17 protein-coding genes and 1 pseudogene are annotated in these 22,441 nt (G+C 53.5%); 5 read left to right on the top strand and 13 right to left on the bottom strand.

What is annotated here, in order from left to right; translation table 11 throughout:
* Positions 1-28: 28 nt before the first annotated feature.
* From BLS94_RS03040 to ovoA, 9 genes are all read right to left on the bottom strand, one after another.
* Positions 29-250: a dodecin family protein gene (locus BLS94_RS03040; protein ID WP_090957711.1), complete on the bottom strand. Its 222-nt coding sequence runs from the start codon at positions 248-250 to the stop codon at positions 29-31.
* A gap of 275 nt (positions 251-525) precedes the next feature.
* Positions 526-3,093 (bottom strand): cyanophycin synthetase, encoded by a 2,568-nt coding sequence (cphA, locus tag BLS94_RS03035; protein WP_090957744.1) that lies wholly within the window; start codon positions 3,091-3,093, stop codon positions 526-528.
* 66 nt (positions 3,094-3,159) lie between these two features.
* Positions 3,160-5,394: a cyanophycin synthetase gene (cphA, locus tag BLS94_RS03030; protein ID WP_090957710.1), complete on the bottom strand. Its 2,235-nt coding sequence runs from the start codon at positions 5,392-5,394 to the stop codon at positions 3,160-3,162.
* Positions 5,395-6,046: 652 nt separating this feature from the next.
* On the bottom strand, positions 6,047-6,247 hold the full coding sequence (locus tag BLS94_RS03025) for a hypothetical protein (protein WP_090957709.1): 201 nt from the start codon (positions 6,245-6,247) through the stop codon (positions 6,047-6,049).
* A 24-nt stretch (positions 6,248-6,271) separates the two neighbouring features.
* Positions 6,272-6,745, bottom strand: coding sequence for a cyanophycin metabolism-associated DUF1854 family protein (locus BLS94_RS03020; RefSeq protein WP_072767230.1), 474 nt, complete (start codon positions 6,743-6,745; stop codon positions 6,272-6,274).
* On the bottom strand, positions 6,742-9,051 hold the full coding sequence (locus tag BLS94_RS03015) for a cyanophycin metabolism-associated ABC transporter (protein WP_090957743.1): 2,310 nt from the start codon (positions 9,049-9,051) through the stop codon (positions 6,742-6,744). Before BLS94_RS03015 ends, BLS94_RS03020 begins: the two co-directional genes overlap by 4 nt.
* Positions 9,052-9,339: 288 nt before the next feature.
* On the bottom strand, positions 9,340-10,269 hold the full coding sequence (locus tag BLS94_RS03010) for a DMT family transporter (protein WP_256325263.1): 930 nt from the start codon (positions 10,267-10,269) through the stop codon (positions 9,340-9,342).
* A 240-nt stretch (positions 10,270-10,509) separates the two neighbouring features.
* Positions 10,510-11,739 (bottom strand): MalY/PatB family protein, encoded by a 1,230-nt coding sequence (locus tag BLS94_RS03005; RefSeq protein WP_256325262.1) that lies wholly within the window; start codon positions 11,737-11,739, stop codon positions 10,510-10,512.
* Positions 11,736-13,847: a 5-histidylcysteine sulfoxide synthase gene (gene ovoA, locus BLS94_RS03000; protein ID WP_256325268.1), complete on the bottom strand. Its 2,112-nt coding sequence runs from the start codon at positions 13,845-13,847 to the stop codon at positions 11,736-11,738. The genes BLS94_RS03005 and ovoA overlap by 4 nt, the downstream gene beginning before the upstream one ends.
* Positions 13,848-14,575: 728 nt before the next feature.
* Here ovoA and BLS94_RS02995 point away from each other — a divergent pair.
* The 4 genes from BLS94_RS02995 (at position 14,576) to BLS94_RS02980 (ending at position 18,526) form a co-directional block, all read left to right on the top strand.
* Positions 14,576-15,292, top strand: coding sequence for a DUF3047 domain-containing protein (locus BLS94_RS02995; RefSeq protein ID WP_256325261.1), 717 nt, complete (start codon positions 14,576-14,578; stop codon positions 15,290-15,292).
* 66 nt (positions 15,293-15,358) lie between these two features.
* Positions 15,359-16,342, top strand: a complete 984-nt coding sequence (locus tag BLS94_RS02990) for an alpha/beta fold hydrolase (protein WP_218124727.1) — start codon at positions 15,359-15,361, stop codon at positions 16,340-16,342.
* A 244-nt stretch (positions 16,343-16,586) separates the two neighbouring features.
* Positions 16,587-17,135, top strand: coding sequence for a Slp family lipoprotein (locus BLS94_RS02985; protein ID WP_072767317.1), 549 nt, complete (start codon positions 16,587-16,589; stop codon positions 17,133-17,135).
* Positions 17,136-17,275: 140 nt separating this feature from the next.
* Positions 17,276-18,526, top strand: a complete 1,251-nt coding sequence (locus BLS94_RS02980) for a YfiM family lipoprotein (protein ID WP_072767232.1) — start codon at positions 17,276-17,278, stop codon at positions 18,524-18,526.
* A gap of 63 nt (positions 18,527-18,589) precedes the next feature.
* On the opposite strand, the pseudogene BLS94_RS02975 reads toward BLS94_RS02980, so the two are convergent.
* From BLS94_RS02975 to BLS94_RS02960, 4 genes and pseudogenes are all read right to left on the bottom strand, one after another.
* A pseudogene (locus BLS94_RS02975) lies at positions 18,590-19,365 on the bottom strand (SDR family oxidoreductase).
* A 796-nt stretch (positions 19,366-20,161) separates the two neighbouring features.
* Complete coding sequence (locus BLS94_RS02970; protein ID WP_072767233.1) at positions 20,162-20,548, bottom strand: alpha/beta fold hydrolase domain-containing protein; 387 nt, start codon at positions 20,546-20,548, stop codon at positions 20,162-20,164.
* A gap of 113 nt (positions 20,549-20,661) precedes the next feature.
* Positions 20,662-21,051 carry a RidA family protein gene (locus BLS94_RS02965; protein ID WP_072767234.1) on the bottom strand — a complete coding sequence of 130 codons (390 nt, stop codon included), beginning with the start codon at positions 21,049-21,051 and terminating at the stop codon, positions 20,662-20,664.
* Positions 21,052-21,168: 117 nt separating this feature from the next.
* Positions 21,169-21,624, bottom strand: coding sequence for a hypothetical protein (locus BLS94_RS02960; RefSeq protein WP_072767318.1), 456 nt, complete (start codon positions 21,622-21,624; stop codon positions 21,169-21,171).
* A 310-nt stretch (positions 21,625-21,934) separates the two neighbouring features.
* On the opposite strand from BLS94_RS02960, the gene BLS94_RS14465 reads away from it, so the two are divergent.
* Complete coding sequence (locus BLS94_RS14465; protein ID WP_143021638.1) at positions 21,935-22,120, top strand: hypothetical protein; 186 nt, start codon at positions 21,935-21,937, stop codon at positions 22,118-22,120.
* Positions 22,121-22,441: the final 321 nt, after the last annotated feature.

Below are 22,441 nucleotides of genomic sequence, written 5' to 3'. Positions count from 1 at the left end.
GAGTAATCCAGGCTTCGCCCAATAACAATTACTTGCTTTCGGTTTCATACTTGAAAGACAGATTCACTCTTGCGCGATACGCAACCACCTTGCCATCCTCAATTACCATATCCAGCTTTACTATTTCTGCAACCCTCAGGTCTCGCAATGTTTTTGACGCCGTCTCGACGGCATTTCTGGCTGCATCCTCCCAAGAAGTCTGGCTGGTTCCGATTATCTCTGTAATTCGATAGATACTATCTCCTGACATGATTTTTCTCCTTGTGGGGTGAGCAATAAAAACAGTTACTGAGCGGTCTCAGCGCAGCAATCTCAACGCTAATTCAGTTTATGGGTAACCTCGGCGGATTGCAATCTGTACTCAGTTGCCGAGAGACGATATCAACTGCCCGCCTGTCTGACCCTGATCGGTGGCATTTGATCAGTTATACGGGCGCGTTGGCGTGTTACAGGCTGATAACAGTATTATATCTGCGGCTCAGTAGCTCTGCTCTCGAGCGCAATCGGTTACGCCAGCGCCGCTTGTCAACCGGCAACCACACGCTGGGTAATATACCCGAGTGCTTCATCCACCTGGTCGATGAGAATAAGGCATAACTCTCCGGCTTTCAGGTTGGCAAAGGCAGTATCGATCGCCACAAACTCGCCGCGAATCTCCTTAACGTCGCGGGCCCGCTTCGCATTCTTCAGACCTTGCCGCAACAGGCTCAGCACTTCCCCATCGGCGCGGCCTCTTTGACACTTGTCCTGATAAAGCACCACCTCGTCAAAAGCATCACCGAGGATCTTGGTCTGTTGACGAATATCCTCGTCGCGACGATCACCCGCGCCGCTAATCACGACCGAGCGTCTCTTGGCAGGCATCTTATCGATGGCGAGCACAAGCGCCCGGATGGCATCCGCATTGTGACCGTAGTCAGCAATAAGCGTGGCGCCCCGGTGATTGAAGAGATTGAAACGGCCCGGTGCGGTTTGCGTGTCGCTGACAAAACTGGCTAAACCGACACGTATGACTTCCCAGTCGAGGCCAAGCGCCCAGCCCGCTCCAGTGGCGGCCATTGCGTTTTCGATCTGGAAAGCGATGGCCCCGTTCTGCGTGAGAGGAATTCCCGCCAGCGTCAGGCGGTGCTCAGCACCCGCTTCCGAAGCGACGATAGAACCCCCGTCGAGATAAATGACACGCTTGCCTTGCGCCCGATGTTTCACTATCACGGGATTGCGGGGATCACGGGCGAAAAATGTGACCGAACCCGGGCAGTGGACCGCCATGCTTGCCACCAAGGGATCAGCCGCGTTGAGCACGGCGACGCCGGTACCTGGTGTAACATTTTGAACGACGATGCGTTTGACGGCAGTTAAATCCTCCACCGTGTTGACGTGGGAAAGGCCAAGATGATCGCCTCCACCGATATTGGTCACCACAGCCACATGACAACGATCGAAGCCCAGCCCCTCACGCAGCAGGCCGCCCCGCGCCGTCTCGAATACCGCCGCATCGACATCGGGGTGAAGAAGAACTTTCTTTGCACTCTTAGGGCCACTGCAGTCGCCCGTATCGATGCGCTGACCTTCAACATAAACACCGTCAGTACTGGTCATGCCGACGCGCATGCCCTGGCATTCGAGGATATTGGCAATCAGGCGGACGGTGGTGGTCTTGCCGTTGGTTCCCGTTACCGCCACAACGGGGATGCGCGCGTCATCCCCGTCTTTGAACATATTGGCAATAATCGCCTCCCCTATAGCACGCCCTGTACCGAATGAAGGTTGCAAATGCATGCGAAGGCCTGGCACGGCATTGATCTCGACAACCGCGCCGTGCTCTTCCAGCGGATTCGACACACTATCGCAGACAATATCCACGCCACAAATATCAAGACCTACCATTCGAGCAGCGGCTTCCACGCGCGCCGCAAGCTCGGGATGAACATCATCGGTGACATCGGTGGCCGTTCCCCCGGTGGAAAGGTTGGCGTTATTGCGCAGCACAACGCGTTCGCCTCTGGAAGGCACGGATTCCGGAGCCATACCCTTGGTAGCCAGTTGGGCAACCGTAATTTCGTCAAAATGAATTTTTGTCAGTGCGTTCGCATGACCTTCACCACGTCGCGGATCACTATTTATCTGCTCAACCAATTGACTGATGCTGTGCATGCCGTCGCCGACAACCTGGGGCGGATCACGCCGCGCAGCCGCAATCAACTTATTGCCGACCACCAGCATGCGGTAATCATTACCGGGAATGCAACGCTCAACCAGGACTTCACCGCTGATCTCAGCCGCTACCGCGTAGGCAGCGTCCACCTGCTCCCGGCTGGTCAGGTTCACGCCTACTCCCCTGCCCTGATTGCCATCCCGCGGCTTGACGACAACCGGGCCGCCTATTTCACAAGCAGCCACCCAGGCATCTTCCGCATTCGCTACCGGTCTGCCTGCCGCGATCGGAATACCGGCACTGCTCAGCAACGTTCTGGTCAGCTCCTTATCCTGTGCAATGGATTCCGCCACGAGGCTGGTCCGGCCCGTCTCCGCAGCCTGGATACGGCGCTGGCGGCTGCCCCAGCCAAACTGGACCATACTGCCATCGGTCAGCCGGCGAAAAGGAATACCGCGTGCAACAGCCGCACGGACGATCGCGCCCGTACTCGGCCCGAAACGTATCTCTTCATACAATTCATGAAGGCGATTAACGGCATTGGCGACGTCGAAGAAAGTATCCTCAATCGCGGCATGACATAAGGTTTGCGCAAATTCGAGAGCAAGCCTGCCTACCGATTCTTCGCTGTACTCGACAATGACTTGATAAATGCGGGCTTCCAGCGTGCGAGTAGTCTTACTGAAGGTCACCGGACAGCCGGCCTGTGCTTGCAGGCCGAGCGCAGCGCGCCCAAGCGCATGCGCCATGATTCCCGCTTCAGCCAGGAATACTGGTTGGAGCAAATCGATTTGCGGAAATCGGTCACGCAACCGGATCAGGAAGTCTCTGTTTTCCACGAGAGATTCAGTTTCACCGCAAGAAACTATTGCTTCTATGGCTGTGTGGCGACTCCACAAATTAGGCCCACGCAATGCGCGGATAGACGATACTTTCATTGAAAGTTCTCCTGGTGCTTCTTGCTCATCCGGATGCGTTGCGGATATGCATCTGATTTCCATGTTTTATTGAGCGGCAGCGAAATTTTCAATCCCGGCACGTATGAGAGCGGGCTCGATACCGAGCGCCCAGGCAGCGCCCACTGCAGCCAGAACATTTTCTACCTCCAGAACGGCATAACCACCCCGGGTAAGCGGAATGTCCGCTACTTTTCCCAGCGACAACTCACTGGAACCGGTAACGAGCAGAATTTTCCCATCTCGAACTATCACCGCCCGCTTACCCTGTGTGCCTTTTATCTCCGCCGCAGCGGCTAAACAGTGCTTTCTGATTACGGGTAATTCAGGATCGAGGCTGAAGTAAATGACCTCGCCGTTGCACAGCGCAGCCATTTCAACCAGTATTGCCTCCCTGGCGTTGAGAATCGCCGCACCCGTGGGCAACACCACATCTACTTGAGTGCGCAGTATATCGAAAACCTGCCTGGCGGTTTCGATATAGTGCCGTCCATAGTGCCGCTGTAGCTCGACATTGGTAATGACGCCCACATGACATCCATCGTAGGCCAAGCCCTCACCCAGAATGCTATCGCTGCCGTTTTCAAAAACCGCAGCTTCTATCGAACGATTCATCAGGATGTTGTTAGCCGTCTTCCATCTGGCGTGATCGCCCTTGTAGACTTGCCTGCGGTCGAGATAAAACCCATCGCTGCATGCCAGTCCCGTATGTTTGCCAGACAAGGCGAGTAGATGAGCGACAAGGTGCGCTACTGTAGTTTTACCATAGCTGCCAGTAATACCTACGACCGGAACCCGGCCGTCTCCCTGGTTAGGGAAGAGATGGTCGACAATAGCTTCGCCAACGGGACGCGGCGTGCCAATGACGGGTTTGATGTGCATCAGCAAACCAGGTCCGGCATTGACCTCGACAATCGCCCCTCCCTGTTCGGCGAGGGGTCGGGAAATATCCCTGGCAACGAGATCGATGCCGGCAATATCCAGCCCGACAATGCGGGCCGCAAGTGAAGCAGCCGCAGCGATGCTGGGATGTACTTCGTCAGTAACATCAAAAGCGTGATTACCGTTACGCTGAATCAGAACTTCGAGACCGGCCTGTGGCATTGAATTGATGGTGAAGCCCTGGCGCGCAATTTCCATTGTCGTTACGCCATCGATGCTGACAGGATTCAAGGGATGGTCCTCGCTTGTCCCCCGGCGCGGATCTGAATTGATCTGGTGGTCTATCAGCTCGCCAATGGTTGATTTACCGTCGCCGGTCACTGAGACCGAATCACCTCGGCTAGCGGCCACCAGGCGTCCGCCAACCACCAGCAAGCGGTGTTCCGTACCCGGAACATAACGTTCGACCAATACGCCGTCACCTTCTTCCGAAGCAGCGCGATAAGCGGACTCGACTTCTTCCTGCCTGCTAAGCTCAATAAAGACACCACGTCCATGGTTGCCGTCACTGGGCTTGACCACGACCGGCAGACCTATGTCCTGTGCGGCTGCCCATGCGTCTTCCGCACTATGAACACTACGGCCGTCAGGGACTGAAACACCGCAGGATTGAAGCAACACCTTGGTCAGGTCCTTATCCCGCGAGATGCTTTCGGCAATGGCCGGAGTGAGGTCGGTCTCGGCTGTCCATATACGCTGGCTTCGAGCACCATAGCCGAGTTGCACGAGGTTGCCCTTGGCCAGAAGGCGGATGGCGGGAATATTGCGGATGGCGGCGGCCTCGACGATACAGGCGGTCGATGGGCCCAGCCAGAGTGAATCCACCATGTTGCTCAGGCGCTCGATGGAATCCTTGACGTTATAGGGCGGGTTCGCGGGTTGCAGATATCCCATGGCCGCCAATACCAATTCACGTGCCTCTGACAGCGCGCTACGCGCGATATTCTCATGCCACGCACTGACAGCCACCTTATAAACGCCGCGCAATGAAGTCTCTCTGGCTCTGCCAAAGCCGCCGGGCATACCCGCCAGGTTTTGCAGTTCAAGCGTAATATGCTCGAGAATGTGGCCTGCCCAGGTACCGTCCTTCAGTCGGCGCAGAAATCCACCGCGCTCTCCATAGCTGCAGCGGTGCTCAATCAGCGAAGGGAGCCAGGAATAGAGGCGTTCGTAAAAACCGGGGATGGTATTTGACGGAAAATCCTCGAGATCTCCGATATCAACAATGGCTTCCAGCACCGGGCGAAGCGTCCAGATGTTAGGCCCGTTCAGGTGGTGAACCTCAAGAAATTTGATATCCCTGTTTGCACAATCGGTATTTGTATCCGCGTACGCCAGCATAAAATAGGGTTCTCGAAAGAGTAAGTTAAAACTGGACTAACGCTGCTGACGGGAATCGGTTTACAGCTAAGCAGTCAGCTCTGCTGCGTGCTTCGGGCTAAATCCGGCAGTTAGAATGGTTGGAGTATGCTCACAAGGTGAAGCTCACAGGGTACAAAAAATTCTTTTCGGTTATAGCGCTAGCGCTCAGTTTGAAAATGGGCTGGAGAATGGACGGTCAACTGCCGGACTTAGATTCAACAACAGTCTGCTGCAAAAAGGTTTCAGATCATCGGTCGTTTATCCCGACGCTCTCGCTCAGCTCAAGGCAGCCTGTACGGTAGCAGGCTGTCCTGTTTGATGACTCAGGTTATTGGTAGCTGATGCCGCTATCTCGTGGCGTATCGGCCTGACAAACGTTTTGGAGCACTCGATTTTGCTATGTTCGTTTTGTGATCGGCACTTCTAAAGTGAAAAAGTCTCGTCAATTTACCTATCGTTTTTGACACCTGATTATTCCGCGATTATTGGCTGCTACAGGCCGGAAACCGACAAAGAATAGAGCAATCATCATACCAGTTTTAATTAATCTTATTAAACAATATGTTGCTGTCGCCAAAGGAAAGATTGGCGTCACTATTTACCGACGGTTTATATTCAAATTGATACTAACCTATTGATGAAATAAAAATATCGCATGTCTCCTGTCAGCGACAATTCCATAAAGAGCCTGCCCGGCCGAAACGGGGCAACATGAAAAGAACAACGACGTAAAATCGACGGATGAACCGAGATGCCCCCATGGGAAATCAATGGGAAATCTCAGTTCAAACATGCTGGGGCGAATGGTTCCAAACTGCATCAGCATTTTCATGACACATCTCCTTCGTAGCCTGGGCTAAAGGAAGCGGTCCAGAATCTTGCGGCTGTGATGGTCCAGAGCGAAACGGTCGCGGATCAGAAAATGGATGCCCTGACTGTCCATAATCAGCAGAGAAGGTGGCTTGAGCCTGCGAATGTATTCCTCACCCTTGAGGATGAAAGCGGTTTTGCCCCGATCCGTTTCCACATACCAGGTACTCGGCGTAGCAAAACTCGAAACCTCGTGTATGAGCTTGATTTCCGGCATGAACTCCCGCGCGGCAAGATCCGCTTCCACGAGTTTACGCATCTCGTCCGGCACATCGCTTAATTTTTCAATCCAGGCGAGTTCGCGGCCATGCGAATCGATCAGGGCGATGTCTCGCTCGGGCGCGGTAATAGGGAACGCTCGTACTGGGACTACGCCTTCCTGCACCTTCCCATCGTTCGCGACAAACACCAGCCGCCCGAACGTGTTACGGCTTAACAGATAATCAGGTTTGCCGCTCATTCTCGGCCACCCTCAGCTTTGCGGTCGACATTCGGCCTGCGCAAGTCATCCTCGGTATCGATGTTGCGCGCCTGAGCCTCGTAGAGGCCGTAGTAATGGCCTTTTCGTGACATAAGTTCGTCGTGGCTGCCGACCTCGACGATGCTGCCGCGGTCAAGCACGATGAGCCGGTTAGCATCGCGTAGCGTAGAGAGACGATGGGCAATCGCAATAGTCGTGCGGCCCCGCACCAGATTTTCGAGCGCTTTCTGGATTTCTTTCTCGGTTGTTGTATCGACAGAAGAAGTGGCCTCGTCGAGAATCAGAATACGCGGATCGATGAGCAGGGCACGAGCAATCGAGATGCGCTGCCGCTCTCCCCCTGAGAGAGTCTGGCCTCGCTCGCCGACCAGGGAATCGTAGCCATGCGGCAGGCGCAGGATGAACTCATGGGCATGCGCTGCGCGGGCTGCGGCAACCACCTCCTCCAGGCCAGCGTCCGGTTTGCCGTAGGCAATATTCTCGGCGATGGTTCCAAAAAACAGGAACGGCTCTTGAAGCACGAGTCCGATGTGCCGGCGGTATTCGGCGACCGGCAAGGAGCGAATATCTACACCGTCGAGCAAAATTGCGCCTTCGGTAACATCGTAAAATCGACAGATCAGATTGACAAGCGTGCTCTTGCCTGAGCCGCTGTGCCCCACGAGGCCGATCATTTCGCCCGGCGCGATGGTGAGGCTGATGTCATGTGTCACAGTGCGGGTGCCATAACGGAATCCGACGTTGCATAACTCGATACGACCCTCGACGATAGGCAGATGTACGGGATGCGCAGGGTCGGGCACGCTGGAAATATGATCGAGGATTTCGAAGATACGCTTGGTGCCGGCCGCTGCTTTCTGCGTAAACGAGACAATACGGCTCATCGAGTCCAGCCGCATATAGAAACGGCTGATGTAGGCAAGAAAAGCGGTAAGCACGCCCACCGTGATTTCGTCCCTGGATATCTGCCAGATGCCGAACACCCACACCACGAGCAGACCGACTTCGGTTAATAGCGTCACGGTCGGCGTGAACAATGACCAGACCTTGTTGACCCTGTCGTTGACCTCCAGATTACGATCGTTTGCCGAGCGGAAGCGTGCCGCTTCGCGTTTCTCCTGCGCAAACGCCTTCACGACGCGTACGCCGGGAATGGTATCGGCAAGCACACTCGTGACCTCGGCCCAGGCGCGGTCGACTTTTTCGAATCCCGTGCGCAGCCTGTCACGCACCAAATGGATCAGCCAGGCGATAATCGGCAGAGGCATTAGCGTTACCAGCGCCAGCCAGGGGTTGATTGAAACCAGGACGGCCACAGTCATGCCGATCATCAATACGTCGGTAAAAAAATCAAGCAGGTGTAGCGACATGAAAACGTTGAGGCGATCGGTCTCCGAGCCAATGCGCGCCATCAGATCGCCAGTACGCTTTCCGCCGAAGTAGGCATGCGAGAGTTTGAGGAGATGCTCGTAGGTGGCAGTGCGCAGGTCGGCGCCGATACGCTCTGAAACGAGCGCCAGCATATACGTTCGCGACCAGCCCAATACCCATGCCAGAACTGCGGCGCCCAGCAGGCCGGCCAGATAAAATATGACAAGATCAATATCGATGGGCTTGCCGTTCTGATAGGGAATCAGAATATTATCCATTAGCGGCATGGTCAGGTAGGGCGGCACCATCGTTGCAGCGGTGCTGCCCAACGTCAGCAAGAACCCGGCAAGCAATCGCCCTTTATAAGGTTTGGCAAAGCGCCACAAGCGGAACAGTGTCCAGGTCGACGGCGGCGTTTCGGTTTCCCTGCTGCAGACCTCGCACTCTTCCTGCCCCGGCAATAGGGGTGTATCAAGCGCCCTCAGGCATTTTGAGCAGAAAGCCTGAGCAGGTACCGACGGTACCTCGCCGGTAAGTTGATGGTTGAGTTGCAGGTTGAAGCTCTCGATCAAACGTCCGGCTGCAGTATCCGCTCCAAGCGTGTAGCGCCAGTGAGCAAGCAGTGAATTCTCGTCAAGAAGCTCAAGGCTGCCAATACCGGCATGATCGTAGCGCGCCAGCGTCAGGCCGGGGCGATAAGGCCATTCCTGCCAGGTTGTATCCCTGCCTGATGTAGCCAACAGGCGTTTATTGGTAACAACGACCAGGCCGGATACAAAATACAGTTGGGTATCAAGATCCGTTTCAAGCCAGGCCAGGACATTTTCTTCCTGGTAAAGCTGTGATTCAACGCTTGTAATCCAGGCGGACGGCAGGGTGAGCGGCGGCGTGCCGGGTAAGTGGCCACCAGGCAAAATCGGCAAAGACTTGGAGTGTGGCGTCGTCAATCTGGTGTAATGGACCAAAAATTTTCTTTACTCAAAAAACAGGGTTGCCGCTACGCAACCTTGCTCATCGTTTTTATGGGCGATACGCAGCGCTCCCGTTGCTGTCGCCAATACAGTTCCTCAACATCGGCCTTTATTCCATTCAATCGGTGACGATTTCCGATCCCCTACGGGGGATCCTGATGGACTGGAGGCCCTTGGTTGGGATCAGCTTCGTTGGGATCAAGCGGATTATGCCTTATCGAAGTTGTTATGTTACCTACATTCAAATCCTGGTTCTGTTTCATGATTCTCCCGTGCTCCAAGGATGGCACCAGCGGTGACCGCAGCTAATCCCGCAAGCGCCAGCAGGGACAGAGGCTCGCCCAGAAGAGGCACAGCAGCCAGCGCCGATACGACAGGCACAAAAGCCATCAGCAAAGCCACTGTTTGGGAACCGAGGCGGCTTACCGCGAAGGTATAAAGCAGCATTGCCAGAAACACCACTACTACGCCCTGATATATTGCCTGAACGGCGATTTCGCCGACAGGTGCTTGCTCAAGCGTACTGGGCAGGAACAACCACCAGATGGGCAGGTAGACTAACGCGCTACCCAGCGTAGTCGCCACCGTCGCGGCAAGAGGCCTTATCGGATAGCGGCTGAGCAGCAGCGTGAAGACGGCCCAGGATGATGAACCGCATAGTAAAAGCAGGTCGCCAAGAATTTGAGTATGGGTGAGTTTCGGCCCGCGAGAAAACGAGTCTACGGCAATCAATACGATCCCCGAAAAGACAATGACCAGCGCGATATGGCGTTTTCTCAATGGTCTCAATCCAAGCCATAACCATGCAATGATCGCCGTCAAAAAAGGCAAAGCGCCGGGCAATAGCACAGAAGCATGAGCAGCCGGCGTCATACGGAACGCAGCGTACACAACAACAGCATAACCTATGCCGCCGAACAGCGAGAACAGCACGATCACCTTGAATGGCGGCAGCAGAATCCGTGGCAAAAAAAAGACCGCGATGGAGGCGCCGACACCAAAACGCAGCGCCGCGATGTCCCAGCTTGTCAGCGTGCCGGTGCCGCCCAAACGCGTAACCAGGATGAAGCCGGTCCAGATGCACATGCTTAAGAAAGCCGCGATCCAGCCGCTACGGATGTTTGCTGCCGGATTCGCGGTATTAACTACTACTGTCGGCAAGATATATCCCAAATAAAAAACTATAGCCGGAGCACGGCAATAAAACCTATAACTCTAATGGAACAGCGCAACGCTTCTGTCAAATACTAACGGAAGTAGAAGGCTGTACCAGCAAGGGGGAGCTTCCCGCAAACTTCTGATACAAGCGCGCACCCTGCATTCGCATGGCTATGAGGGATGCTGGGTAAGGGTCGTAGCGTAAATGCTGCGGTATTGAAAATACGGATTTCTAGAAATGCGTCAGGCTGGAACCGATCCAGGCTCAACGCTATGTCGTGCTTTCCTGATATTTTCAAGGGCTGCTTCAATGATGCGGCGCGGGGCGCCAATATTCATGCGCATGAAGCCGCTTCCGGCCTCGCCGAAAAGCGTACCGGGACTCATGCCCACGCCAGCTTCGTGCACGAAGAAATGCCTGAGCTGTGCATTGTCTATATCCAATGCAGCCATTAGTGCACGACAATCGAGCCAGAGTAGATACGTTCCCTCCGGTCTGATGAGACGAATTTCCGGAAGATGCTTTGCCAGATATGCCGCGACGAAATCGCGGGTTTCCTGAAGATAAACAAGTAACGCGTCCAGCCATGCCCCGCCTTCTCGATAGGCAGCCTCGAAAGCAGTGATACTGAAAGGATTGGATGCACTAACGTGCATCGTATCGAATATTTGCGTGAGTTCCTTGCGGCGCTGCGGATCGGGCACAACAAGCGCGGAAAGATTCATCCCGGGGATGTTGAATGTCTTGCTGGGCGCGGTAGCAGTCACAATATTGTTCCCTTTTCCGGGTGCCGCTTCCGCCAGCATCGACAGCGTATGGTGCTGATTTCCAGGATAGACCAAATCGGCGTGAATCTCATCCGAGAATATCACCAGATCGTATTTCTCGGCAATTTGCAGAATTCGCTGCAGTTCCTGCCTGCTCCATACCCTGCCGACCGGATTATGTGGGGAGCATATCAACAACAGGCGGGCTTTCTCCGCGCATTGCTCCAGGTGGTCATAGTCGATGTCGTAGCGACCGTTCCTGAGGCGCAACGGATTATGTATCAGTTGTCGGCCGGTGCCGGTAACCGCCGAAAAAAAAGGAAAATAAACCGGCGGTTGCACGATAACCGACTCGCCCGCCGAGGCGAAAGCCATTACAGCTGCATGTAGCGAGGGGACCACACCGGGACACATCATGATCCAGTCGCGGCGTACTTCCCAACCATGACGTTGCTTCAACCAGCCTATCAAGGATTCATACAGGCTTTCCGGGTAGACGGTATAGCCGTATATGGGGTGGACGGCACGCCGCGAAAGGGCCTGGGTCACTGCCGCCGGTGCTGCGAAATCCATATCCGCCACCCATAGGGGAACGACGTCCGCTGCACCAAACATACTCTGGCGTGCTTCATATTTCAAACTGGCGGTACCGCCCCTTTCTATTTCAATATCGAAATCAGGGGCGGGAATATTGCTGCCGCTCAATCAATTCTCTCCCAGATCGTCGCTTGCGAGACCGTATGCTGGAATTTCCGCCGGGTTTCCCGAATTACGAATGGTACGTCCTGTGGATCTTGAATCAGTTTGAAATGGCTGCCCAGGATCTTTTTCAGACCGTCAAGCGTGGTAAAACTTTCACCATCCCGCTTGAATCCCCCAATCCATGCATCCCGCTTGGTATGTTCCTCCAGCCAGGTATACGGCGAAGCGATCAGCAAAAGACCCCTTGGGTTGAGCCGTGTGTGAATGGTTGTGAGCAGTTTGGCCGGATCGTAAAGACGATCGATGAGGTTGGCTGCAAGGATGAGATCGTAACCGGTAAAGATAGGCTTGAGGTTACAGGCGTCGCCCTGGTAGAACGTCACCTTATGCTTCATGTCATCCAGGCCAAGGCCAGTCAGCGTACGCTCTCTATAGAGAACGAGATCGCCCTCATCCGTTAGCGTATAGCGCAACATACCCTGCGCAGCAAGCTGGACGCCTTGTCCGATGAAGCGGGCGGAGAAATCGATACCGGTTACCTCATCGAAGTGCCGCGCCAGCTCAAAAGTCGAACGTCCGGAAGCGCAGCCGAGGTCGAGTGCTTTGCGGGACGGTTTATTACCCATGGCGGCAATAGCCAGCTTGGCAAGTGCCTTCGAAAAATTAGGCACCCCGAAGTAGGTATCGCCATAATGAAATTCCGCATACTCGGAGAGGAGCTTGTCGGTTTCATAGTGAGAGTCATGCTGCACGGCAGGCGCATCGCTAACCACGTAGCGAAATCCGGCATGCTGAAAAAAATGACGCCGAAACGCATAGCGAGCGCTCTTCCGCGATTCATCCCCACATGAAATCCAGGAGCCGCCCTTCATGAGATTGTGCCGCCCATCGAATGTGGGCGTGGTGAAATCATCGTAATGCGGATGAATATCAAAACCTTCAAATGGATAGATGGGGGTTTCAGTCCATTGCCAGACGTTACCGACAATATCGTAGAAATCTCCCTGAGGAAATTCATTGACCGGGTGAGCGGATGCAAAATGATCGAGATGAATATTGGCCGGCGCAGGTTCAGCAGGTAGAAGTTCGGATACCCCTGCCATATCGTAAAGGCGATACCATTCATCTTCCGTCGGCAACCGGTACGGTTGACCGCTTGTTGCCGCTTTCCAGTTACAAAACGCCTTTGCTTCATGATAATTCACTTCAGCCGGCCAATCCCAAGGCATGGGTATCTCTTCGGTCATCAGGCGCAATCGCCACTCGGCGCCTTGCCTGATCCAGAAAAGGGGGTATTCCGCGCGAGCATGACATCGCCAGGCACGGCCTTCTTCTTCCCAGAAACTTTCGGTGCCGTAGCCGTTTGCCTGGACGAAGGCAAGGAACTCCTGGTTGCTTACCAAATATTTCCCTGCTTTAAAAGCCGCAACTTCCGCTACATGACTGCCATACTCATTATCCCATCCATAGGTGGGATCGGCTTTGTCTTTACCGAGACGCACGGTGCCCGAAGTCACATTGATGAGCCGGTTTTGGGGCGCCGTGCCGGACTTCCGGCAAGGTTCCCATGCTGGATGAGGCTTGACATGTTCAATTGCATGCTGACGGATGAGTACGGATGACGTCTCAAGATGGATGAGCTCGTGCTCGATGCACATCATAATGGTCCACCAGGGGTTATCCCAGCCTATTGGCAAGCTAAGCGGCGTGTCCCTTATAAGCCGGTCCACGACATTACGCACCGTATGGCGGTAAGCTCGAACTTCTTCGACGGACGGCCAGTCGTAATGGGCCGTATTCAGGTCATCCCAACTCATTTCGTCGACGCCGACCGCGAACATGGATTCCAACCTGGGATTGATCCGTTGCGTAATAAGTCCCGCGAGCAGCAGCTTGTTTGTAAAAAAAGTAGACGTATGGCCCAGGTAGAAGACTAGCGGATGACGCAACGGAATCGGTTTTTTGAAATAGGCTTCATCGCCCTGCAATGTCTCAAAAAGCTGCTCGTAGCGATCGAGCGTGGCGTGAAAATATTCGCGTATCTCCTCACGTTTTGCAGCGACATTATCGCCAGAAAGAACGGGCGTTCTCGGGAAAAGCAATTTTGGCATCATGCGTAATTTTGGAACTTCAGAAGCGGACTGGACGGGCATTATGCCTTTTTTTGCGTTCAGATTCATATTCAACCTCGGGTATGAATTGCCTCAATATAGTAAAGAACAAACCAGAAAGTGTACACCTGGATACATGGCCGCGACATTGCTTTAAACCTGAATCCGCCCACTCAGCCGCTCATTTTTTTACTCATTTTCCATTGGCGACATGATCCACAGAGATTTTTTCCACCACTTTTTTCCACTCTTCGGCCTCATCTTTTTGTTCGGTTCGCTACAGCACGGATAGATTAGATCACCTGAAGGAAAATCAGCGTATCCCGAACTGGAGGACCAAGACTTAACCAGCTGAATCAACCAGAAGGTAACCAGCGAGTCAAGCAATGCACCATTTCTGACCAACCGTTGAACAGTTAATTATCTTCGAATTCGATTCCGATGACGGGAATGAGTTCCTTAACCCGCTTTCCCCTTACCCCCATTCCCATCTTTTGGAGCTGGATTCCAGCATGTATAGCTGCGAGGGAGAGGCGAAGGATGTGCGTGAGGCGAGAGAGTAGCGCAAATAAGAAAAAAAATGAACGCCCTTGACGTTCAAGCAGGTTAACCTGGTTGCAATGTGAGCTTCTCGTTATCAGCGCTCAACCCCTGTCCGGCTGGGTGATGTCAAGGGCTGGACCAGGCTCAACGATAAGTAAACCCTTACGCGCTATGCGGAAAAATCGATGTTGTTGATAGGGGGTACGATCATAATTCATCGCAGGTTCACACCCATTTTCGAGAAGACGCTTAAATATATTCAAATGGCTATGCTGGCTTCGGTATTCGCATTTTTGCCGATCCCGTCATTGGCAGGGAATGAACGGGTGGATATCGCGCGTTTCTCGCGCGGTGACCTGACAGGCTGGAAACCGAAAATATTTTCAGGTCTGACCCGTTATGCCGTGACGAATGAAAACGGGCGAACTGCCCTGCAAGCGCAGAGCAGTGCCACCGCTTCCGGGCTTTATCGCGAGATGAGCATCGAACTCGGCAAGACGCCCATCCTTAACTGGACATGGCAGATCGGCGACATACTGGCGGGGGCGGATGAGCGCACTCGTGCGGGCGACGATTACCCAGCACGCGTCTATGTCATCTTTTCCGGCGGCATGACGTTTTGGCGGACCCGCGCCATTAACTATGTATGGTCAAGCAAGCGGCCGGTCGGTAGTAGCTGGCCTAACGCGTTTACGGGTAATGCATACATGATCGCAGTAGAATCGGGCTCTAAGCGGGCCGGCCGATGGGTTGAGGAGCGCCGCGATGTTCTTTCCGATTACCGACAGGCTTTTGGCGAAGAGCCTGGCCCCGTGGATGCCGTGGCAATCATGACCGACACGGACAATACAGGCACAATTGCAACCGCCTGGTATGGAGACATCTGGTTTAGCTCGAAATAAAAATCGATGCTTATCGATATTGTGAAATTGCGCCTCTTTTCTTGTCTGTTCCTATTGTTATTGTGAATGCTACCGCGCGCCAACGTCATCGTCACTGTCATCGTCATTGGGATATGTTGCGTTTCATCGCCAACCTACGCCGAACTTGATCGAGGCTACTCCATGGAAGAAATAGAGCTTCGTCACGAACGCATGGCGGGCGATGGCATAGATCTTCATGTTGTCGCCGCCGGAAAGGGGCCGGCAGTCATTTTGCTCCATGGCTTCCCCGAAAATTGGCGCTCCTGGCTGCAGCAGATCCCGGTCCTGGCTGCCGCGGGCTTTTCGGTACTGGTGCCGGATATGCGGGGATATAATCTTTCAGGACGTCCGGCGGAGCGAGATGCTTATAAATTAGATCGCCTTGTTGCAGACATCGCTGCTCTGGTGCATGCAACCGGCTACCCCCGAGCCCATATCGTCGGGCACGACTGGGGCGGTATTATCGCGTGGTCGTTCGCAGACCGATACCCCGAGCTGGTGGACAAGCTTGTTATCCTTAATGCGCCCCACCCGAAAATTTATCTCGAAAAAGTGCGACATCTGCCACAAATGCTCAGGAGCTGGTATGTGCTCTTTTTTTTACTGCCACGCTTACCCGAGCTTATGCTTTCAGCCAATAACCATCAGGCAATACGCGATATGTTCCAACTGCGCCCGGCACGAAAAGGAACTTTCGGCGAACGGGATATCGAGCATTATATCGAAGCGCTCTCACAGCCGGGGGCGCTTACCGCCGCACTTAATTACTACCGGGCAAACGTGCCTGGAGGTTTGCGCAAGTTCGCGCAAGATGGGCGTATCAACGCGGAAACCCTGGTGATCTGGGGAGAGCTTGACCCCGCACTGGGACTTGAATTACTGGATGGGCTCAGCGATGTTGCGCCCCGCCTCCGGATTTATCGAATCCCGGATGCGAGCCATTGGGTCCAAAATGAGGCGCCTGCGGAAGTTAACCAGGCGCTCGTGGACTTTTTAAAGGGTGAAGACATGAACACACCGCTTCGTTAAGAGAGCCCTCGCTTCGTTGCAGCCTGTGGGACTTGAAAGAAACCGGCTGCAACGGCGTCCAGCTGGTTCATTTTCGCTGCGATTCTTCAAATCCAACAACCTGCTAGGGAATTTTTCGTGAAGTCAATATTACTCTTCCAGTTTTCAACTATGCTGTAAACGATATTCGGAGAAATTTTGGGGCGCCAAGTGGATGTCACCGCGCATTCCGGAAAGTGCTTTTATAATTGAAGGGAACAAGGCCATGAAATTATATCTATTATCCTTCTGTATGTTGTTGAGCGCATGCGTCGGGCTGCCGTCCGCGGTCAGGAATGTGCCCGTTGCAGATATTACCTATCCCCAGGCAAACCGGGACCTAAACCAGTACAAGGATACATCCGTCCGCTGGGGCGGGGTCATAATCGATGTAGACAATGAAGAAAATTTCACTCTTGTACAGGTATTGTCCTATCCCCTTAATTATTACGGCCGGCCCCAGCTAAACAAATCGGCAGAAGGGCGTTTTGTCATTAAAAGCACCGAGTTCCTTGACCCCGCTGTTTATGCAAAAGATCGGGAAATCACGGTGGCGGGAAAACTTGAGGGCGATATCCAGCGTATGATAGGGAAAAAAACTGTGCTGCTGCCATTGCTGACTTCTCGAGCTCTTTATCTATGGCCGGTATATCAAAACGATCCTTACGGGTATGGTTATAGAGGCATGGGTGGTTATGGTTTTAACCCATATTTCGGATATGGATATTATGGCAGCCCATTTTATTGGGGCGGGTACTATAGACCATATTGGTAAGATATGGACTTGATAGTCGAGTCCTGAAGCCATTCAGGCGCTACCATTTTCGGTTTTCCGCACCGCTACATAGGTGGCATTCGCCCTGGATGCTCGACTTTGCATTTCAGTGATAGCTCTCGAAATATAACCCCTGCCTGATGCACAAACTTCTCCTTATTTCGATAAGCTTGCTGGCCATTGTCCTTTTGGCACTGGCAGCCGCGTTCTCGCTCGCCATCGAAGATCATCCTCGTATAGACCGCCAGGTCATTCTTACGCCAGAGCATATAGGCCGCGCCAAACAGATCATCGACGCGCATCGTTACTGGGTGAGACCAGGTATGCTTGCAGCCGCAAACATAGCGTCCTCTGATGTTGATCTTGCTGCAAATTACCTGGCACATCGTTTTGGAAAAGGCAGCGCGCAGGTAATCCTCGCCGACGGCAACGCGGTCATCCGGCTAAGCCTTCCTATGGCTATAATTCCAATTAACGGCTATATAAATCTTGCGGCATCTGTGATGGAGGAAGATGGAAAACCGCAACTCCAGTCGGTGCAGATAGGGAAACTCATGCTGCCTGATGTGCTTACGCAGATACTCGCGCTTCAGTTCGTGGACTGGCTGCGGCAAAGCGCAGAATATAAAGCTGGGCTCGACTTGCTGAAATGGGTCAAGTTATCGCGCAACGAGTTGGGTATCGTTTATCGTTGGGCGGGCGGTTTTTCCAAGGGTATGCGGGCTTCGATCATTGATAAGCAGGAGCGCGAGCGCCTGCTTCATTATCAATCCCTCCTGGCCGCGAATAGCGTATGCAATGAAGCAGTAATGCCTCTATCCCAAATCCTGCCTCCACTCGTCCGCGTTGCCGCGGCTCGCTCGGTAAACGGAGACGCGTTGGCGGAAAATCGCGCGGTCATTCTGGTCGTGGCATTTCACGTACTGGGCGTCTCTTTGAAACGGATTCTTCCAGAAGCACCGAACTGGCCTCGGTCTGTTCCTCAGAGCATTACGCTCGACGGACGTGATGACTTTGCAAAACACTTCATGGCCTCTGCCGCTATTGCTGCCTATGCCGACACCATGTTATCCGACGCAATCGGGCTGTATAAGGAGATCGAGGATTCTGTGCATGGCAGCGGCTTCTCGTTCAACGATATTGCCGCGGACCGTGCAGGCACGAAATTTGGGGAAAAGGCTGTGATAAGCGAAGCTTCCGCACAGCAGCTCCAACGTCAGGTTGTTTCAGGGCTCAAGGATGCGGATCTTATGCCTCTGTGGTCGGATTTGCCTGAATTCATGTCTGAGATGGAGTTCAAGCAACGCTTCGGCGGAATTGATGCACCGGCCTACCAGAGAATGATGCAGAAGATCGAGCAACGTGTCGCAGCTTTGCGCGTGCTGCAATAAGAATTTCGGGAATTACCATACGTGATATTTATGGAAAGCGCCAGCTGGCGATAATGTCCGGTGCTAGGGTTGTCCTTCTCCGCCGGAGGCGCCGTACACCTGTCCAGTTGCGTAGCTTGATTCCTGCGACGCAAGGAAGACGTACAGAGGACCTAGCTCCGCCGGCTGGCCGGGACGCCCAAGCGGGGTCTCATTGCCGAACCTGCTGAGATCTGCCCATCCAGTCGTTTGCATCGGGGTCCAGAATGGTCCGGCGCCACCGCGTTTACCCGTATACCCTGCTCGGCTACCTGCTTCGCCAGCGATTTTGTGAAAGCAACGATGCACGCCTTCGTCTGCGCGTAATCGAGAAACGCCTCGGATGGAGTGTAAGCCTCGACCAAACTCGTATTGATAATTGCCGCGCCGGGCTTGAGGTGCGGCATGGTGGCCCTGGTGATCCAGAACATCGAATAGACGTTGCATTTGAATATCGAGTCGAACTGCTCGCTCGTGAGATCGACGATCGACGGTTGCGCGGCCCGCATTGCGGCATTGTTGACGAGGATGTCCAGTCCGTTCAGTTCCCGGACGGCATTGGCGACAAGCCTGGAGCAGAAATTCTCGTCCCGGATATCGCCGGGGATCGCGACCGCCTTTCGCCCTTCCGCCCGGATCAGTTCCACGACCTCCCGAGCGTCGGACTCCTCAACAGGGAGATAGTTGATCGCGACATCAGCGCCCTCACGCGCAAAGGCGATGACGGCAGCGCGGCCAATGCCGGAATCGCCGCCGGTCACGAGCGCCTTCCTCACGGCGCCAGTTTGTTGGCGGCATGACCGCCGGCCTTGCCACGGCATTCGTCTCTCCAGCCCCGCTGGCGTCGTCTTCTGGTTTCATACCTGTTCTCCTATGAAAACTGCTGAGGTGGTTTCCTATCAGAGATTCTAGCCAGTCCGACGATCAGACCGGAGCCACGAAACCGAGCACTAATTGTCCCAATGCGCGAACATATGATTTCGCTTTTCATTTATCCCATCCGTGCGTTAAGGCACATTAGAGGCAGGTGTGTAATAGTCTAATAGGGCACAGATCACAGTTTTTGTAATACGAGACAGCAAATTGACACAAAAACGCGGAATGGCAAGAATTGCCACCAATGTAGGGAAGATTTTAGGCAAAAATCCGGAAGCTTACCGGACTTGAAGATGCGAGGCGAAAAAGTGACTGGATGAGGGCGGTTTCGAGTGCCGATAGTTGTTACATCAGCGAAAATCGGCGGAATATGGACCGGCCATGATCCTAAAATTTTTGCAGCCGGTTTCATTTAAGTCCGGCAGGGCTGCTAGAGTTGTCCTTCCCTGCCCGAGGCAACTGTACCACTGTACACTTGTCCGGTTGCGTAGCTAAATAGTCGGCCTGGCGATCAGGTTTGCGCTTGAGCCTGAATTTTCGGGGGAAAAGATGATGAAGAAGTAATGCTCGGGGTGTATTCCCCGCATCGACGTGCGATAGCCAACTATTAGCAGGGGCGGAGAAACGCTTCAACATGAATCAATGCACGGGTGAGAGCAATAAAACCATGGATTCGCTTGCAGTGCCTGAACTGTTGTATGCCGCCCCATACTCGCTATGGCTGGCTACGCGGTATAGCGCTTACAGCCTGTTGAGGAATGTTGAAATGATGGGCCAAGTCCAAGCGTCGATCTCCCGCTCGCCCACTGGCTCAGGCAATTTTGCCGGTAGTTTATCATCGTCGCCGTGAATGAGCAGCACGGGCACCCTCCCCTCGTAGGCGCACCGCAACTCCCATTGCTGACCATCAGCCCTGATAACGTTTTTCGTAATGAGGCCAATTACTCCGTCACAATCGGTCACGATCTTACGGCACTCTTCCTTCCAGGATGGCTCCCATGATTGCTTGATGGGCATTTCCACAAAAGAATAGGTTGTCTGCTCCTTTTTCAATTGCTCAAGGAGCCGGTCGTGCGCCTTGATATCCCTGAGCGCAAAGCTGATAAAAACTTTATTCGTTGAAGCCATTCATTACCTCCCTGGAGTATTTATTGTTACCGGACCTCTATGCAAGCTCAAATTGCATTTCATCATCATCGATTGACCACTTACACCTGCCACCTACAACCGTTGGCAATATCTCAGGTACCCGAGCCGCGACGGGCCGTTACCTGTATTTCAATACGCATGCGCGGATCGGACAAGCCGGCCGAGATCATCATCGCCGCGGGCCTGATCTGCCCGAGATGCTTGCGAAAGGTCGGCCAGCACTTAGGGAAGTCTGCTGCATGAGGTAATACATAGGTTACCCGGACAATATCTCTCATACTTGCTCCCGCTTCGCCCAGGGCTGCCTCGATATTCTTGAAACACTGCTCAGCCTGTTCCAGCAGATCATCGGAAATGGTCATCCTGGCATAGTCGAATCCGGTTGTGCCGGAGACAAAAATCCAGTCGCCGTCAACCACGGCTCTCGAATAACCAATCTCCTGCTCAAACGTGGAACCTGAACTTATTAATTGGCGTGGCATAAAACTCCCCCAATTATCGTAGCCGCAAATGCTCAGTTACTGCATTACGGCCCGAAAGAAAGTACATCAAAAGCGCCCCGATAGCGTCCGATATCCACTAGCCCAACTCTGCAGGCATTAATTGGAAAAACATTGACTCTTGTCTGACACAACAGTGCAGGCATATAGCAACTGCTGAACGCCTCCGGCGCGGTTAAAAATATACTCCGCCCTCAGCGCCTTGAACTCGGAATCTTTAAAAGAAATTGATTGAGACACATGGCGCTCCTGGTTCCAGAACCTCACTCTGCAAAAGTCAGGCTCGGACCGGCATATCTTGCTAAGTGCTGCGCCATAAACAGCCTTGTCCATATCGCGGTTGCTATCAATCAGGACCATATGAATATAGTTTCCCGATTTTCCCAGCTCGAGTGACCGGACGAGGCGCCAGCCATCGCCATGGGCTAGCGGTGGTAGCTGTGATTGCTGCTGGGCCTGTGGCTGTGTCTGTGGCTTTGGCTGCGATAACGAGGCAGAGACTGGCCATGACAAGATAAATGCGACAAATGCAATACCTGTAAATTTTTTGTTCATGAGTACTCCTGAGCTAAATTTTTTCCAGCCGTAGAACAAAAAAAATGCCACCCGGCAATAAAACAGTATTGCAACTCGCGCCACTTGAACGTGCCGAACGAGCCACTGCTAAATAACCGAGAGCATATATCCAACTTTTATGAAGTGTACCTAAAAGCGGCGCCCTATTTCCATAAACTTTTCTATGTCTTGCTGCCTGACGCGTTCAAGATCCCCCTCCTATTATCGCGCCAGCTTGAATAGACCCACGTTTATGACTTGAATACGGCATTGGCCACTCATTTTTCAGCTCATTTGCCAGCTAAGCGCGATGACCGAAAAGGAGTTTTTTGTACCCTTTGAGCTTCACTCTCCCAGTGAACTCGCTACGGAACGGATTGAACAGTTTTTGCGACACAATGCTGCGTTGCAACTTCCTGGAATGGAATGGCGCCGCGAAGTGTCGCAAGAGGGGCCGCGCGAAGCGGGGATCGAGCAGCGTAGGGGAATACCGTGATCGCGTTTTACGTGCGCAGGGCGCCGCATCCTGCTTCGGAGCAGAACTTCCTGCGGAAGGCACTGCTCCGCCCTGCGCGGTGGCACCCCGTGTCGTTGCGCATTTCTTTGCTCCAAAAACCACTCATCCATTCCGTCAAGCCGCCGGATTCAAGATAATCGAATTTATTCTATCAACAAAGAAAGTCGACAACAAGGAAATCCCGTCTGCGGTTACAAGGCTGGCTACATATCGCGAACATCGGACGCCGGATCGCGATTGATGCTTTCCGCCGCAGATTCTATTCCTGGCGCCGCATCAAAGCCAGGAATGTGTTGACGC

The organism is Nitrosospira sp. Nsp18, assembly GCF_900103145.1.
Lineage (GTDB): Bacteria > Pseudomonadota > Gammaproteobacteria > Burkholderiales > Nitrosomonadaceae > Nitrosospira.
The sequence above is the reverse complement of the archived record's forward strand: the minus strand, read 5'-3'. Positions and strand labels throughout refer to the sequence as shown.

Bases quoted from the DNA above. Each gene is read 5' to 3' on its own strand.
- BLS94_RS14465 (WP_143021638.1), top strand. From the start codon at position 21,935: ATGACCGAAAAGGAGTTTTTTGTACCCTTTGAGCTTCACTCTCCCAGT.
- BLS94_RS02995 (WP_256325261.1), top strand. From the start codon at position 14,576: ATGTTGTTGATAGGGGGTACGATCATAATTCATCGCAGGTTCACACCC.
- BLS94_RS02970 (WP_072767233.1), bottom strand. From the start codon at position 20,548: ATGGCTTCAACGAATAAAGTTTTTATCAGCTTTGCGCTCAGGGATATC.
- BLS94_RS02985 (WP_072767317.1), top strand. From the start codon at position 16,587: ATGAAATTATATCTATTATCCTTCTGTATGTTGTTGAGCGCATGCGTC.
- BLS94_RS02990 (WP_218124727.1), top strand. From the start codon at position 15,359: ATGCTACCGCGCGCCAACGTCATCGTCACTGTCATCGTCATTGGGATA.
- cphA (WP_090957744.1), bottom strand. From the start codon at position 3,093: ATGAAAGTATCGTCTATCCGCGCATTGCGTGGGCCTAATTTGTGGAGT.
- BLS94_RS02960 (WP_072767318.1), bottom strand. From the start codon at position 21,624: ATGAACAAAAAATTTACAGGTATTGCATTTGTCGCATTTATCTTGTCA.
- cphA (WP_090957710.1), bottom strand. From the start codon at position 5,394: ATGCTGGCGTACGCGGATACAAATACCGATTGTGCAAACAGGGATATC.
- BLS94_RS03040 (WP_090957711.1), bottom strand. From the start codon at position 250: ATGTCAGGAGATAGTATCTATCGAATTACAGAGATAATCGGAACCAGC.
- BLS94_RS02965 (WP_072767234.1), bottom strand. From the start codon at position 21,051: ATGCCACGCCAATTAATAAGTTCAGGTTCCACGTTTGAGCAGGAGATT.
- BLS94_RS03025 (WP_090957709.1), bottom strand. From the start codon at position 6,247: ATGAAAATGCTGATGCAGTTTGGAACCATTCGCCCCAGCATGTTTGAA.
- ovoA (WP_256325268.1), bottom strand. From the start codon at position 13,847: ATGCCAAAATTGCTTTTCCCGAGAACGCCCGTTCTTTCTGGCGATAAT.
- BLS94_RS02980 (WP_072767232.1), top strand. From the start codon at position 17,276: ATGCACAAACTTCTCCTTATTTCGATAAGCTTGCTGGCCATTGTCCTT.
- BLS94_RS03020 (WP_072767230.1), bottom strand. From the start codon at position 6,745: ATGAGCGGCAAACCTGATTATCTGTTAAGCCGTAACACGTTCGGGCGG.